Below are 15,246 nucleotides of genomic sequence, written 5' to 3' on the forward strand. Positions count from 1 at the left end.
GTTCCTGATACGGCTAAATAAAAAGGCTTGCCGAAGCAAGCCTTGCGATGCGGTTGGACGTCAGGCGCTGGCCTGTTGCTTGTGCAACTTTTCCAGTTTTTTGCGAATCCGGTCACGTTTCAGGTTAGAAAGGTAATCGACGAACAGCTTACCGTTCAGGTGATCGCATTCGTGTTGAATACACACCGCCAGCAAACCCTCGCAAACCTCGTCAAAGTGCTCACCTTCGCGGTTCAACGCCTTGACCCGCACGCGTTCGGGACGGGTAACGGTTTCATAGAAGCCGGGGACTGACAGGCAACCCTCCTGCATTTCCTCCAGGTCCTCGGTCAACGGCTCTAGTTCGGGGTTAATAAATACCCGCGGGTCGTTGTTGTCCTCGGAAATGTCGATCACCACCACCCGTTCGTGCACATTCACCTGGGTCGCTGCCAGGCCAATACCCGGAGCGTCGTACATGGTTTCGAACATATCGTCGACCAACTGACGGATGCGCGCATCCACCGCCACCACTGGTTTAGCAATGGTCCGCAGGCGTGGGTCAGGAAATTCTAAAATGTTTAATATGGCCATGTCTGTTTGTGACGCAATTGTGGAATAAATCTAATTTGTGCTGCTAAGATGATGAGCAGCTTGGAAATAGAACGGATTTGACGTATTAAAGTCTCCGTCAAACCTGGTTGCTGGCCTCTATAATAAAGGGATTCATGTCATGAGGAAAACATTACTCGGCCTTCTGCTGCTCTCAATCAGTTTTTGGGCGCAGGCACAGGAGCCCGTTTTTAGGGATGGTCATCCGGAACGGTACCAGGTTGTGAAGGGGGATACACTTTGGGATATCGCCGGGCGCTTCCTTAACCTGCCATGGAAATGGCCAGAAATATGGCATGCGAACCCGCAGATCAATAACCCCCATCTGATTTATCCCGGCGATATGATCTCGCTGGTGTACATCGATGGCCAGCCACGGCTGATGGTCAATCGCGGTCAGGGCGGCAACATCAAACTGTCTCCTACCGTACGTTCCCAGCCAATTGCCGAAGCGATTCCGACCATTCCGCTGGAAGCGATCAACGCCTTTCTCAGAGCCGGCCGCATTATTGATGACCCCGCTGTACTGGAAGCCGCGCCCTACGTTATCGGCGGCCAGGCGGAGAGTGTGGTGGCAGGTGCGGGCAGTCGCGTTTATGCGCGTGGCAACATCGATCCGTCGATTCCGGGCTATGGCATCTACCGCCGTGAGAAGGCCTATACCGATCCGCAGACCGGTGAGTTTCTCGGGATTCACGCCCAGGAGCTGGGCCATGGCGAAGTAGCGGCAACCGAGCGCGATATCGCAACCCTGGATATCTCGCGCAGCAGCCAGGAAATTCGCGTTAACGATCGCCTCCTGCCTACCGAGGAACGCCCGCTGGCGTCCACCTTCTTCCCCAGTGAGCCGGCCGGCGAGATTGATGGCCTGATTCTGGACGTACCCAATGGCGTCACTCAGATTGGCCAGTACGATGTGGTGCTGATCAACAAGGGCGCTCGGGACGGTCTCAAGGAAGGCAGCGTGCTGTCGATCTTCAAGACCGGTGAAGTGGTACGTGACCGCGTGCAGAATGATCAGGTCAGCCTGCCCGATGAGCACGCCGGTTTGATGATGGTGTTCCGCGCCTATGACAAGATGAGCTATGGCATCGTGCTGGAAGCCAGCCGTCAGATGGCGATCATGGACAAGGTCCGCAATCCCTGAGACTGGAATGTTAAAGTCTTGCGGCACCGCCTGAAACGGGCGGTGCCGCGTTCTGATCAAGGATGATCCATGCACTACCCCCTGTCCGATAGCCGACAGGCCTTTGTGGTTCTGTCTCTGCTTGATGGGTTTGGCGCACGCGCCGTCACCCGCCTCTTGCCGCACTTCCCTTGCCTCGCCGATGTGCTCGACGCCGATCTGTTGCGTCTGCAATCACTCGGGCTCAAACCGCGCGCAATCGAATCAGTGCAAGCCTGGCAACGCGGTGATGCGGCACTTTTGGCGCGTTTCGAGCGGGTGCAGACCTGGTTGGAGCAATCCGGATGCAGCGTGCTATGTCTGGACTCGCCGGACTATCCCGCCTTGCTCAGAGAGATCGCTGATCCCCCACCCCTGCTGTATCTGCGCGGTGATCCCGGCTTGCTGCATGATCCGCAACTGGCGATGGTCGGCACCCGCCACCCTGGCCCGCACGGCGCCGCGACAGCGCGCGCTTTTGCCCGCAGCTTTACCGCCAGTGGCTTGCTGGTGACCAGTGGCATGGCCTTGGGTATCGACGGTGCCTGCCATCAGGGCGCGCTGGATGCAGAGGGTCAGACGATCGCGGTATGGGGCACGGGGCTGGACAACTGTTACCCCAGGCGACATAAAGCGCTGGCCGCGCAGATTGTTGAACAGGGCGGCTTGCTGGTATCGGAATTGCCGCCGGACGCAGCAGCGCAGCCGGGCCAGTTTCCGCAAAGAAACCGGATTATCAGCGGTCTGAGCTTGGGCACGCTGGTGGTCGAGGCCAGCCTTAACAGCGGCTCGCTGATTACCGCGCGCCTGGCGCTGGAGCAGAATCGCGAAGTCTTCGCCATGCCCGGCTCAATCCACAACACCCAGGCCAAGGGCTGCCATCAGCTGTTGCGCCAGGGCGCGCATCTGGTCGAGACAGTGCAGGATGTGCTGGACGTATTGAAGCTGCCGCTGAAAGCCGCGCTGGCTGCGGCCGAAGGTTATGACGATGTCACACAGGCGCCTGATAGCCCATTATGGCTCTGCCTGGACCATCAGCCGGCGAGTATTGACTGGCTCAGCCAGCACAGTGGTTTGGCGGTGGAGCAGGTGATGTACGAGCTGCTTGATCTGGAGCTGGCCGGCCACGTTCAGCAAACCCCGCATGGGTTTTCCCGCCGCTGATCTCCGCTCCTAAGCGCTTGAGCCTGCGGCGTGGCTCGGATACTGTCACAGCATTGATGGCTTATCGAGGACAGCATGTTGGCAAACTGGCGTATCAGACAGGTAGAACGCATTCTTCATGCAGGCGGAGTGATTGCCTATCCGACTGAGGCGGTTTGGGGTCTGGGTTGCCATCCCTGGAAGGCCGATGCGGTCGAGCGGCTGCTGGAATTGAAGCAACGCCCGGTGGAGAAGGGTCTGATTCTAGTCGCCGGTGAGATTGAGCAGTTTGATTTCCTGCTGTGGGATTTGCCGGATGGTCAGTTGGCCAAACTGCGGCTGTCCTGGCCCGGCGCCAATACCTGGTTGGTACCGCATCAGGATCGCCTGCCGCCGTGGATCACCGGGCAGCATGAGACGGTCGCGTTGCGCGTCAGCGCGCATCCATTGATTCGGCAGTTGTGTGCCGTGTGTGGGCCACTGGTGTCGACCTCGGCCAACCCTTCAGGCCGGCCGGCGGCGCGTTCGCGTTTGCGCGTGGAGCAGTATTTTCATCAGAATCTGGATGCAATTGTGCCTGGCGCATTGGGTGGGCAGCGCAATCCCAGTATCATCAGGGACTTGCAGACCGATCAGATCATCCGCCCGTCCTGAGGTAAGCCCGTGAAAGATATGCCCGATGCCACCGATGTTGCCGCCGTCAAAGACTACCTGATGGGGCTGCAGGACCGCATCTGCGCCGCACTGGAGTCAGCCGACGGCCAGGCGACCTTTCAGGAGGAATGCTGGGAGCGCCCGGGCGGCGGCGGTGGGCGTTCGCGGATTATCGAAAACGGCGGCATGCTGGAAAAGGGCGGCGTGGGCTTTTCCCATGTACACGGCGACAGCATGCCGCCGTCGGCCACGGCGCAGCGCCCGGAACTGGCCGGGCGTTCTTTCCAGGCCATGGGTGTATCGCTGGTCATGCACCCGAACAATCCGCATATCCCTACCTCGCATGCCAACGTACGCTTTTTTGTCGCCGAGATGCCGGGTGCCGATCCGGTCTGGTGGTTCGGCGGCGGCTTTGACCTGACCCCCTATTACGGCCATGAAGAAGACTGCGTGCACTGGCACCAGGTCGCCCACGATGCCTGTAAGCCGTTCGGCGATGATGTCTACCCGGCGTACAAGGCCTGGTGCGACGAGTACTTCTACCTCAAGCATCGGCAGGAGGCCCGTGGTGTGGGCGGGCTGTTCTTCGATGATCTGAACAAATGGGGTTTCGAGCGCAGCTTCGAATTCCAGCGGGCGATCGGCGATGCCTATGTCGAGGCCTATCTGCCGATTGTCGAGCGCCGGCGCAATACCCCTTACAGTGCCGAGCAGAAGGCTTTCCAGGAGTTTCGCCGCGGGCGTTATGTGGAATTCAACCTGGTCTATGACCGCGGCACGCTGTTTGGTTTGCAGACCGGCGGGCGTACTGAATCCATTCTGATGTCGCTGCCGCCCACCGTACGCTGGGGCTACAACTGGCAGCCGGAGCCCGGCAGTGAAGAGGCGCGGCTGGTTGCGGAATTTCTGCCGGTGCGCGATTGGCTGGGGCTGCATCCATGAGCATTGATCGGTATGCAGTGATCGGCAATCCGATAGGCCACAGCAAGTCGCCCTTGATCCACCGGCTGTTCGCCGAGCAAACCGGCGAACAGCTGACCTACGAGGCGTTATTGGCGCCGCTGGATGATTTTGCCGGCTGCCTGCGGGCGTTTTTGCGTGAGGGCCATGGCGTCAACGTCACCGTGCCCTTCAAGGAGCAGGCCTGGGTGCTGGTTGATCAGCACAGCAAGGCGGCTCACCGTGCCGGGGCCGTCAACACCATCATGCGTCTGGAAGATGGCACGCTGCTGGGTGACAACACCGACGGCAAAGGGCTGGTACGTGATATTCAGGCCAATGCCGGGGTGTCGCTGGCGGGCCTGAAGGTATTACTGGTGGGTGCTGGCGGCGCGGCGCGGGGGGTAATTCAACCGTTGCTGGAGGCGGGCCCCAAGCAGCTGTGCGTGGTTAATCGCACGGTGTCCAAGGCCGAAGAGCTGGCGGCGCTGTTTGTCGATCAGGGGCCGATCAGTGCGGCGGGATTTAACTGGATTGAAGAGCCGGTCGATCTGATTATCAATGCCACCTCAGCCAGTCTTGGCGGCGAGGTGCCGGAGATTTCGCCGAAGCTGATTCAGCCAGGGCATACGCTCTGCTACGACATGATGTATGCCGCCAGTGCCACGCCCTTCAATCACTGGGCCGCCGAGCTTGGCGCTGCGCGCTGTATGGATGGGCTGGGCATGCTGGTCGAGCAGGCGGCGGAAGCCTTTCTGCTCTGGCGCGGGGTAAGGCCGGATACCGCGCCAGTGCTGGCGGCGTTGCGCTAAATCCGCGAGGCTGAGTTTCCCCGCGGCCTGACGTGCTCTTTAGTTTCTGGCCTGTTTGACGGCTGCCGATAACGCCGAGACCAGGCTCAGCACATCCTTGACGCCCTGTTCTGGCGAATTCGCGTTGGCGATCTGTTCCACCAGCGCCGAGCCGACCACCACCCCTTGTGCATCCAGTGCGAAGCGCGCTGCCTGTTCCGGCGTGCGTACGCCGAAGCCGACACAGACCGGCAGCTCGGTTTGCTGTTGAATTGCGCCAATCGCATCGCGCACCGTGGCGTTATCCGCCTGCCCTACCCCAGTCACGCCATTGAGCGATACGTAGTAGAGGAAACCGCTGGCGCGATCCAGTACCGCCGGTAGCCGTTTGGCGTCGGTCGTCGGCGTGGCCATACGGATCATGTCCAGCCCCGCTTCGCGAGCCAGGGGCCCCAGTTCACTGTCGTGTTCGGCGGGCAGATCGACAATCAGCAGACCATCCACTCCGGCTTCCCGTGCGTCACGCATAAAGGCTTCCGGGCCATAGCGGTAGATCGGGTTGTAATAGCCCATCAGCACCAGCGGCGTGGTCTGATCATCGCGCCGGAACTGGCGAACCATTTCCAGGGTTTTCAGTTGCGTCTGCCCCGCGTTCAGGGCGCGCACGGCAGCGGCCTGAATGGTCGGGCCATCGGCCATCGGATCGCTGAAGGGCATGCCCAGTTCAATCACGTCTGCGCCTGCCGCCGGCAATTGCTTGAGCAGCGACAGACTGGCGTCATAGCCAGGGTCACCTGCACAGATATAGGTCACCAGCGCGGAGCGGTTGGCGGCTTTGAGTTCGGCAAAGCGTCCGGCTAAACGTGAGGTCATGCTTTTTCCTCCATCAGACGCAATACGGTCGGCATGTCCTTGTCACCGCGCCCGGACAGGCAGACCACCATCAGATGATCCTTGGGCAGCAGCGGCGCGCGTTTGGCGACTTCGGCCAGCGCATGGGCGGTTTCCAGTGCTGGAATAATGCCTTCCTGGCGACAGCAGACGTGGAATGCCTCCAGCGCCTCGGTGTCGGTCACGGCGGCATAATCCACCCGGCCCTGTTCGTGCAACCAGGCGTGTTCCGGGCCGATACCCGGATAATCCAGGCCAGCGGAGACCGAATGCGCATCGGTGATCTGGCCGTCGTTATCCTGCAGCAGGTAGGTGCGGTTGCCGTGCAACACGCCGGCCACGCCGCCTTTGAGGCTGGCAGCATGCTTGCCGCTGTCCAGGCCTTCACCGGCTGCTTCCACGCCAATCAACTGCACGCTGGGGTCATCCAGAAACGCGTGAAACAGGCCCATCGCATTCGAGCCGCCGCCAATGCAGGCGACCAGGCTATCGGGCAGGCGCCCTTCGCGGGCTTGCATCTGCACTCGCGTTTCCCGACCAATCACCGCCTGAAATTCACGGACCATGGTGGGATAGGGATGCGGTCCGGCGACGGTGCCGATCATGTAGAAGGTGTTGTCGACATTGGTGACCCAGTCACGCAGTGCCTCGTTCATCGCGTCCTTCAGCGTGCCGGTGCCAGAGGTCACGGGCACGATCTCGGCGCCCATCAGGCGCATGCGTGAAACGTTGTCCCGCTGGCGTTCGATATCGGTGGCGCCCATATAAACCACACAGGGCAGGCCGAAGCGCGCGGCCACAGTGGCGGTAGCCACGCCGTGCATGCCAGCGCCGGTCTCGGCGATGATCCGCGTTTTACCCATACGCTTGGCCAACAGCACCTGACCGATGCAGTTATTGATCTTGTGCGCGCCGGTGTGGTTCAGCTCTTCGCGCTTGAAGTAGATCTTGGCACCGCCATACAGCTCGGTCAGGCGTTCAGCAAAATACAGCGGGCTGGGACGGCCGACGAACTCGGCCTGGAAGCGGTCGAGTTCGGCGAGAAAGTTCGGCTCGCTCAGGGCGGTGTTGAAGGCCTGCTCAAGATCGAGAATCAGCGGCATCAGGGACTCGGCGACAAAGCGCCCACCGAAGGAGCCGAATTGGCCCTGGGCGTCTGCGCCGCGACTGAAATTGGTGTTGGTCTGCATAATCGCTACCTCTTTTGAATTGCAGCCAGACTAGGGGAGGCAGGCGTTAAAAAAAACCGATAAGATGGCATGAACCTGTGAGAAAAAGTGACATATAAATATGAGTCGTGATCTCCCCTCTCTCAACGCTTTAAGGGCTTTCGAGGCGGCAGCGCAGCTGGAAAGCGTGAGCCAGGCTGCAGAACAATTGAATGTAACGCATGGTGCGGTCAGCCGTCAGATTCGCACATTGGAAGAAGAGCTAGGCGTTAGCCTGTTTGAAAAAGTCGGCCGAGGCGTGCAACTGACGCCGGCGGGGAGACGGCTGCGCGATGCCAGCCGCGAGGCCTTCGATGGGCTGCGCAGCGCCTGTGCAGAGATTCGTCAGGCGCAAGCGCACGCGCCCTTTTTGCTGGCCTGCCCCGGCAGTCTGCTGGCGCGCTGGTTTATTCCCCGTCTGGACCGGTTGAATAGCGAACTGCCGGGTCTGAATCTGCATCTGTCTGCCAGCGAAGGCGAGATGGATCCGCGCAAGCCTGGCGTCAGTGCCACGCTGCTCTTCGCCGAACCACCGTGGCCAGCGGATATGCAGGTGTACGAGCTGGCCAAGGAGCGGATTGGCCCGGTATTCAGCCCGCGCTATGCGGGCGCGGCGGCGCTGTTGGATCAGCCTGCCGACAAACTCTTCACCGAGGCATTGCTGCACACGCACTCGCGTGAGCAGGCCTGGCCAGACTGGGCCCAGGCTTGCGGACTCGATCCCGCCGAGCTGCATCAGGGCCAGGGCTTCGAGCACCTGTATTATCTGCTGGAAGCAGCGCTAGCCGGCCTGGGCGTTGCGATCGCGCCGCAGCAACTGGTCGCTGACGACATCGCCGCTGGGCGCTTGTTGGCGCCTTGGGGCTTTGTCGGCACCTCCAATTGCCTGACACTCTGGACCAGTGCTCGCGCGTCGCAAACCCAATCAGCGCGCCTTGCTGAGTGGTTGCGGGTCAATCTCCAGACTGACGCTGGCTGAGCTGGCAGCTAGGGCGCCATTCGCGCATCCAGGCTGTTCTGCGCCAGACGCTGAGCCTGCTCGCGGGTCATGCCCAGGCTGTCGTGCAGCGCCATGAAGTTCTCCGTCACATAGCCGCCGAAGTAGGCGGGGTCATCGGAATTGACCGTGACTTTGACGCCACGCTCCAGCAGCTCAAGAATCGGATGCTCGGCCATATCATCAAAGACGCACAGTTTGGTGTTGGACAGCGGGCACACGGTCAGCGGTATCTGCTCCTCGATCAGCCGATCAATCAGCTTCGGGTCTTCCGTCGCCCGCACGCCGTGGTCGATGCGGCTAACCTTGAGCAGGTCCAGTGCCTCCCAGATGTATTCCGGCGGGCCTTCTTCTCCGGCATGTGCCACGGCCGCGAAGCCCTCCCCCCGAGCCTGCTCGAACACACGCTGGAACTTGCTTGGCGGGTGGCCCATCTCCGAGCTATCCAGACCCACGGCAAAAAACGTATCGCGGTAGGGCATCGCCTGCTTGAGCGTTTTCAGCGCCTCTTCCTCGGGTAAATGCCGGAGGAAACTCAGGATCAGGCCGCTGCTGATGCCGAGTTGTTTGCGCCCGTCCTGCAATGCCTGGCTGATGCCATTCAACGCCACTTCGAAGGGTATGCCACGCTCGGTGTGGGTCTGCGGATCGTAGAAAGGCTCGGTATGCACCACATTCTGCGCCTGGCATTTGAGCAGATAGGCCCAGGTCAGATCATAGAAGTCCTGCTCGGTACGCAGTACGTCAGCGCCCTGATAGTAGAGGTCGAGAAACTCCTGCAGGTTGTTGAACGCGTAAGCGTCACGCAATTGCTCGACGCCCGCCCAGGGCAGGTCGATGGCGTTACGCCGGGCGAGGGTGAACAGCAGTTCCGGCTCCAGCGAGCCTTCCAGATGCATATGCAGTTCGGCCTTGGGCAGCCGGTTGAGCCAGTCGTACATGGGGAACCTCATTCAATCTCGGGACGTTCAGGGCAATGTACTGAATTGCGGCGGCCCTGTCCTCAGTGGCGAATCAGGCTCATGCTAGGATTAAGCCCAAAGAATGTTGCCGGAGAATCCGCATGAGCCTGCCTGTCGTAATGCATAGCCCTGATCAGCATGCGCTGTCCCATAGCCGCATGGCGCGCTACCGCGATTGGCTGCAGGCGCAAGGCGCCTCGCCCGGAACGGATTATCAAACGCTGCATGCCTGGTCGATAGCGGACATCGAGGCGTTTTGGCAGAGCATCTGGGACTATACCGGCGTGATCGCTGCCACGCCTGCGGGCAAGGTGCTGGAAAGTCATGCCTTGCCCGGTGCGCGCTGGTTCCCCGAAGCGCGCTTGAACTTCGCCGAGAATCTGTTGCGTTATGCGTTGCAAGGTGACGCACAAGCGCCAGCCTTGCATGCGCGCTCGGAGACGCGGCCCGATTTCACCCTCAGCCGTGCCGACCTTTTGAATCAGGTGGCGGCCCTGGCGGCCTGGTTAAGCGAGAGCGGCGTGGTACCCGGCGATCGTGTTGCCGCCGTGGTGGCGAATATCCCCGAGGCGATCGTCGGTATGTTGGCCTGTGCCAGCCTCGGCGCGGTCTGGTCCTCCGCTTCACCGGATTTCGGCACCAGCGGCATTCTTGACCGCTTCAGCCAGATCGAGCCTCGCGTGCTGATCTGCGTGAACGGTTATGGCTATGGCGGCAAGGTATTCGACCGTCGGCAACAGGCGTTGGAGTTGCGCTCCCAGCTGCCTTCGGTTGAGCAGTTGCTGATGATCGCCAATGTGCCGGATCTGGCGTTTCCAGAAGGGGTGATCGACTGGTCTGCGGTACAGCAACAGCACGCCGCTGCCGAACTGCAATTCGCCGCGCTGCCCTTCGATCATCCGCTGTATATACTCTACTCCTCGGGCACCACCGGAGTGCCCAAGTGCATCGTGCACGGCGCTGGCGGCACGCTGTTACAACACAGCAAGGAGCTGATGCTGCACGGTGATCTGGGGCCGGATGATGTGCTGTTCTACTTCACTACCTGTGGCTGGATGATGTGGAACTGGCTGGCCTCGGGACTGGTTACCGGCGCCGAATTGGTGCTGTTCGATGGCAATCCCGGCCATCCTGATCTGGACGCGCTCTGGCAATTGGCCGAGGATTACCGCGTCACGCATTTCGGTACCAGCGCCAAGTTTCTCGGCGGTTGCCGGAACGCCCATCTGCAACCAGGCCAGCAATTTGATCTAAAGCCCATGCGCGTGCTGTTCTCCACCGGATCGCCATTGCTGCCAGAGGATTACGACTGGGTCTATCAGGCGGTCAAGGCCGATCTGCTGCTGGCGTCAATTTCCGGCGGCACCGACATCGTCTCCTGTTTTGTCGGCGCTGCACCGCTGTTGCCGGTGCGCCGTGGGGTAATTCAATGCCGCATGCTCGGCATGGATGTGCAGGCCTTCGATGAACAGGGAGCAGCGCTCGTGGGTGAGCGCGGTGAGCTGGTCTGCCTGCAGCCGGCACCCTGCATGCCGCTGGGGTTCTGGAATGATGAAGACGGCAGCCGCTATCGCGCGGCTTACTTCGAGCGGTTTCCGGGGGTATGGGCGCATGGCGACTATATCGAGTTCGACGCCGAAGGTGGCTGCATCATCCATGGCCGCAGCGATGCAACCTTGAACCCTGGCGGCGTGCGTATCGGCACGGCGGAAATTTACCGCCAGGTGGAGACCCTGGATGAGATCGCCGACAGCCTGGTGGTCGGCCAGGATTGGGAAGGGGATGTGCGCGTGCTGCTGCTGGTGGTGATGAATCCACAACAACAGCTCGATGACGCGCTGCGCCAACGCATCCGCCAGCGCATCCGCGAGCATGCCAGCCCCCGGCATGTACCGGCACGGATCGTCCAGATTGAGCAGGTGCCCTACACGCGCAGCGGCAAAAAAGTTGAGCTGGCGGTGGCCAAGTTGCTGCGACGCGAGCCGGTCACCAACCGGGAAGCATTGGCCAATCCTGAAGCACTGGATCAGATCGCCGAGCATGCCGAGATCTGGCATTAATCCGTGACCTCTTGCCGCAGGCCCAAGCCGCTGGAGCCGGGCTGTTGGATTGATAATGGTTGTGATTTAGTTTACATTCCGCACTCATCCCACTCCTCTCCTGCTGTCCGGAGCCTGCATGTTTCAACTGGAAGGCGTGACCTTCTCCGTGCCCCAGCGCACCCTGCTCCAGCCGCTTGATCTGACTCTGGATGAAGGCTGCATGACCGGGCTGATCGGTCACAACGGCTCGGGCAAATCGACTCTGATCAAATTGCTCGCCCGCCAACAGCCACCCACCGCTGGCCGCTTGATGCTTGATGGCCGGCCAATGGCCGCCTGGGCCGACCGTGATTTTGCCCGCCAGGTGGCTTACCTGCCGCAGCAGTTGCCGGCCGCGGAAAACCTCAGCGTGCGCGAACTGGTTGGCTTCGGGCGTTACCCCTGGCACGGGCTGCTTGGGCGCTTCGGCAAGACCGATCGCCAGCAGGTTGAACGGGCGATGCACCTGACCGACGTCGGCGGTTTTGCCGGGCGGATGGTCGACAGTCTCTCCGGTGGCGAGCGCCAGCGGGTCTGGTTGGCCATGTTGCTGGCCCAGGAAACCCGCTATCTGTTGCTCGACGAACCGACCTCGGCACTGGATATTGCTCATCAGGTAGAAGTTCTGGCCCTGGTGCGTGATCTGAGCGAGGAACTGGGGCTGGGCGTCATCGTGGTACTGCACGATATCAATATGGCCGCGCGTTACTGCGATCACCTGATTGCCCTGCACTCCGGCCGCCTGCTGATGCAGGGTAGCCCGACCGAGCTGATGACCGATCTGCACCTGGAGAGTATCTATGGTGTACCCATGACGGTCATGGCGCATCCCCATCAACCCGTACCCTTTGCGGTGGTCCAGGCCTGAAGCCGCCGGTATGGATATGCTGAAATGACCCCTCTGCGTAGCTTGCTGCTGGCTTTCTGTCTGACGTTAGCAGCGTCGGGACTGATGGCCGCGCCCGCCTCCGGAACGCTGGCCGCCGGAGCGCCGGCCGCCGAATCTTCGGCCGCCGAGCGCATTGCGGTGATTGACTGGGGTCTGGCCGAAACCCTGCTGGGCATCGGTGTCACCCCGCTGGCAGTGGCGGATCTGGATAACTACCGGCGCTGGGTCAGCGAACCCGTGATGCCTGATGCGGTGCATGACCTGGGCCTGCGCACCGAACCTAACCTGGAATTGCTCGCGCAGCTCGACCCGGCGCTGATTCTGATCACCCCGCAGTTCGAAGGCCTGCGCGGCAAGCTGGAGCAGATCGCCCCGGTAAAAAGCCTGTCGATCTATCGCCCCGAGTCGGATCCCTATGACAACGCGGTGAACGTCACCCGCGAACTGGCCGCGCTGACCGGTCACCAGGCCGAGGCCGAAGCGCTGATTGCCGAGCTGGACGCGCAGCAGGCCACATTGCGTCAGCGCCTGGAAGACCAGCCGCAGCCGCCGTTGCTGCTGGTCAGTTTTATCGATGATCGACATGTCCGGGTATCCGGCGGCAGCAGCCTTTTTTCCGCGGTTCTCAAGCGCCTAGGGCTGACCAACGCCTGGGCCGGTACCGACAACTATTGGGGCTATGCCCAGGTCGGCATCGAACAGCTAGCCACCCAGCCTGACGCGACCCTGATCAAATTACTGCCGATGCCGCTGGATGCAGAGCGCGCGCTGCAGCGTTCCGTACTCTGGCAGGCGATGCCTTTCGTACGTGCTGGCCGGGTTCATGCGTTTGCGCCGACCTGGCAGTACGGCGGTTTGCTGTCAGCCCAGCGTTTTGCCCGTTTGCTGGAAGAGGCGCTGCTTGATGAGTGAAGCCGTGGTGGGGCGCTTTTCAGTCAGCAGAGGCGTGTTGGCATTGCTGGCGCTAGGCTTGCTGCTGGCGTTACTGGATCTGCGCCAGGAGCTGGCGCCAGCGCAGTGGTGGCAGGCGCTCTGGATGCCGGATCGGGATAATCTGGACCAGTTGCTGATGCACTACAGCTGGTTGCCTCGGCTGTTCGTCGCCCTGCTCTGCGGCGCGGCCCTGGGTCTGGCCGGCTTGCTGATGCAGCAAGTGCTGCGCAACCCGCTGGCCTCGCCAACCACGCTGGGCGTGGCCAACGGCGCCCAGTTGGCGTTGGCGCTGGCTACCTTGTATGCACCCGGACTGTTGGTGATCAGAGAGTGGGTCGCACTGGTCGGTGGCGGGCTGAGCATGTTGCTGGTTTATGCCCTGGCAAAGCGCCGGGGCATGTCGCCGCTGAGTCTGATCCTGGCCGGCATGGTGCTGAGCCTGTATCTCGGCGCGCTGAATGTGATGCTGATGATGCTGCAGCCACAGGGGCTGACCTCGCTGTTTATCTGGAGCGCCGGGTCGCTGAGTCAGAACAGCTGGGACAGCGTGCTGTTTCTGCTCCCGCGCTTGCTGTTGGTCGCTGTGCTGGTGGTCTGGTTGATACGCCCTTTAAGCCTGTTGGAGCTGGAAGAAACCGGCGCGCGCAGCCTGGGTGTGTCGCTCGATCTTGTGCGCCTGGGTGGGCTGGCGCTGGCGGTTTTCCTCACCGCCTGTGTGGTCAGCGTCGTCGGTCTGATCGGCTTTATCGGTCTGGCGGCGCCAGCTATCTGCCGGCTGATGGGCGCCAGAACGCTGCGCCAGCGCTTGATCTGGACGCCTTTGCTGGGCGCCGCGCTACTTTGGCTAGCGGACCTGGGAATTCAGCAACTCAGTGGCCAGCTGGATGACATGCTGCCCACCGGCGCCGTTACCGCGCTGCTCGGCGCGCCGCTGCTGCTGTGGCTGCTGCCGCGCATGCGCCTGGGCGGCGGTCGCCCGCAGTTGAACTCGGCGATGGTGCTGTCGGCCCCGGCCCGCCCGCTCAAGCTGCTGTGGATCGGCGGCCTGTTGCTTGCGCTGATCGCGCTGGCGCTGTGGTTCGGCCGTGGCGCCGAGGGCTGGCAGTGGATACTGGATCCGCAGGTGGTGCAATGGCGCACACCGCGGGTACTGGCGGCGGCGGGCGCAGGCCTGATGCTGGCGCTGGCCGGCACGCTGCTGCAACGCCTGACCGGTAACCCCTTGGCCAGCCCGGAGATCATGGGTATCAGCGCTGGCGCAGCCATGGCCCTGATGGCTATGGTCTTTCTCTGGCCGGGCGCACCGCTGGCGGCGCGACTGGTGCTCGGCTGCCTGGGTGCGCTGGTGACCTTGCTGATCATAATGGGTTTTGCCCGGCGCCAGAGTTTCTCGCCGGAACGGCTGCTGCTGGTGGGTATTGCCATCAGCTCACTGTTCGATGCGGTGCAGATGCTGGTGCTGTCGATGAACGATCCGCGTGGGCAGAGCCTGCTCGGCTGGCTGGCCGGTTCGACCTACCATGTGCAGCTGCCAACCAGCATCATGGCGTTGGTTATTGCTGCTGTGTTGTTGCTGTTTTGCCTGCCGCTGGGCCGCTGGCTGACCTTGCTGCCGCTGGGTGAAGACACGCCGCGCAGCCTGGGCGTGCCGCTGGCACGGGCACGCCTGAGCATCATGCTGCTGGCGGCGCTGCTGACCGCGGCGGCCACGTTGCTGGTGGGCCCGCTGAGCTTTATCGGGCTGATGGCGCCCCACCTGGCGCGGCTGCTCGGTTTCAATCAGGCGCGCACGCAGCTACTGGCGGCCGGTCTGCTCGGTGCTGGCGTCATGGTGGCTGCGGATTGGCTGGGTCGCAATCTGCTGTTCCCCACGCAGTTGCCGGCGGGTCTGCTGGCGGCGCTGATCGGCGGCGCCTATCTGATCTGGGGCCTGAGCCGGCGCCCGCGCTGAAACAGGCTGCCACTTATGTCGACTTCCCTGGCCCCGTTCATGGGTCCACAA

At 61.8% G+C, this 15,246-nt stretch carries 14 protein-coding genes; 10 read left to right on the forward strand and 4 right to left on the reverse strand.

Annotated features, from left to right (window positions below; genetic code table 11):
* Positions 1 to 60: 60 nt before the first annotated feature.
* Positions 61 to 573 (reverse strand): peptide deformylase, encoded by a 513-nt coding sequence (gene def / locus DT594_RS12195; protein WP_149332913.1) that lies wholly within the window; start codon positions 571 to 573, stop codon positions 61 to 63.
* 139 nt (positions 574 to 712) lie between these two features.
* Here def and DT594_RS12200 point away from each other — a divergent pair, with 139 nt between their 5' ends.
* The 5 genes from DT594_RS12200 to aroE all read left to right on the forward strand — a co-directional run bounded on the left by DT594_RS12200 (position 713) and on the right by aroE (position 5,304).
* Entirely contained in the window at positions 713 to 1,738 is a 1,026-nt protein-coding gene (locus tag DT594_RS12200; RefSeq protein ID WP_149332914.1) for a LysM peptidoglycan-binding domain-containing protein, read from the forward strand.
* Between the two features lie 69 nt (positions 1,739 to 1,807).
* A complete protein-coding gene (dprA, locus tag DT594_RS12205; protein WP_149332915.1) occupies positions 1,808 to 2,920 on the forward strand; it encodes a DNA-processing protein DprA in 1,113 nt (370 codons plus the stop codon).
* Positions 2,921 to 2,995: 75 nt separating this feature from the next.
* Positions 2,996 to 3,553, forward strand: coding sequence for an L-threonylcarbamoyladenylate synthase type 1 TsaC (gene tsaC / locus DT594_RS12210; RefSeq protein WP_149332916.1), 558 nt, complete (start codon positions 2,996 to 2,998; stop codon positions 3,551 to 3,553).
* Positions 3,554 to 3,571: 18 nt separating this feature from the next.
* On the forward strand, positions 3,572 to 4,495 hold the full coding sequence (hemF, locus tag DT594_RS12215; protein WP_149333147.1) for an oxygen-dependent coproporphyrinogen oxidase: 924 nt from the start codon (positions 3,572 to 3,574) through the stop codon (positions 4,493 to 4,495).
* Positions 4,496 to 4,497: 2 nt separating this feature from the next.
* Complete coding sequence (gene aroE, locus DT594_RS12220) at positions 4,498 to 5,304, forward strand: shikimate dehydrogenase (RefSeq protein ID WP_149333148.1); 807 nt, start codon at positions 4,498 to 4,500, stop codon at positions 5,302 to 5,304.
* 39 nt (positions 5,305 to 5,343) lie between these two features.
* Here aroE and trpA read toward each other — a convergent pair whose 3' ends face one another.
* Both trpA and trpB read right to left on the reverse strand, forming a co-directional pair.
* Positions 5,344 to 6,156 (reverse strand): tryptophan synthase subunit alpha, encoded by an 813-nt coding sequence (gene trpA, locus DT594_RS12225; RefSeq protein ID WP_149332917.1) that lies wholly within the window; start codon positions 6,154 to 6,156, stop codon positions 5,344 to 5,346.
* Positions 6,153 to 7,364, reverse strand: coding sequence for a tryptophan synthase subunit beta (gene trpB, locus DT594_RS12230; protein WP_149332918.1), 1,212 nt, complete (start codon positions 7,362 to 7,364; stop codon positions 6,153 to 6,155). Before trpB ends, trpA begins: the two co-directional genes overlap by 4 nt.
* A 100-nt stretch (positions 7,365 to 7,464) precedes the next feature.
* Here trpB and DT594_RS12235 point away from each other — a divergent pair, with 100 nt between their 5' ends.
* Entirely contained in the window at positions 7,465 to 8,361 is an 897-nt protein-coding gene (locus DT594_RS12235) for a LysR family transcriptional regulator (protein WP_149332919.1), read from the forward strand.
* Between the two features lie 8 nt (positions 8,362 to 8,369).
* On the opposite strand, the gene DT594_RS12240 is transcribed toward DT594_RS12235, so the two are convergent.
* Positions 8,370 to 9,320, reverse strand: coding sequence for an adenosine deaminase (locus DT594_RS12240; RefSeq protein ID WP_149332920.1), 951 nt, complete (start codon positions 9,318 to 9,320; stop codon positions 8,370 to 8,372).
* 122 nt (positions 9,321 to 9,442) lie between these two features.
* Between DT594_RS12240 and DT594_RS12245 the strand changes: the two genes are divergently transcribed.
* From DT594_RS12245 to fhuB, 4 genes are all read left to right on the forward strand, one after another.
* A complete protein-coding gene (locus DT594_RS12245; RefSeq protein ID WP_149332921.1) occupies positions 9,443 to 11,401 on the forward strand; it encodes an acetoacetate--CoA ligase in 1,959 nt (652 codons plus the stop codon).
* 118 nt (positions 11,402 to 11,519) lie between these two features.
* Complete coding sequence (locus DT594_RS12250) at positions 11,520 to 12,290, forward strand: ATP-binding cassette domain-containing protein (protein WP_149332922.1); 771 nt, start codon at positions 11,520 to 11,522, stop codon at positions 12,288 to 12,290.
* A gap of 24 nt (positions 12,291 to 12,314) precedes the next feature.
* Complete coding sequence (gene fhuD, locus DT594_RS12255; RefSeq protein ID WP_246164628.1) at positions 12,315 to 13,223, forward strand: Fe(3+)-hydroxamate ABC transporter substrate-binding protein FhuD; 909 nt, start codon at positions 12,315 to 12,317, stop codon at positions 13,221 to 13,223.
* A complete protein-coding gene (gene fhuB, locus DT594_RS12260; protein ID WP_149332923.1) occupies positions 13,216 to 15,195 on the forward strand; it encodes a Fe(3+)-hydroxamate ABC transporter permease FhuB in 1,980 nt (659 codons plus the stop codon). The genes fhuD and fhuB overlap by 8 nt, the downstream gene beginning before the upstream one ends.
* Positions 15,196 to 15,246: the final 51 nt, after the last annotated feature.

Origin of the sequence: Halopseudomonas laoshanensis (assembly GCF_008365385.1) — a bacterium.
GTDB classification, from domain to species: domain Bacteria; phylum Pseudomonadota; class Gammaproteobacteria; order Pseudomonadales; family Pseudomonadaceae; genus Halopseudomonas; species Halopseudomonas laoshanensis.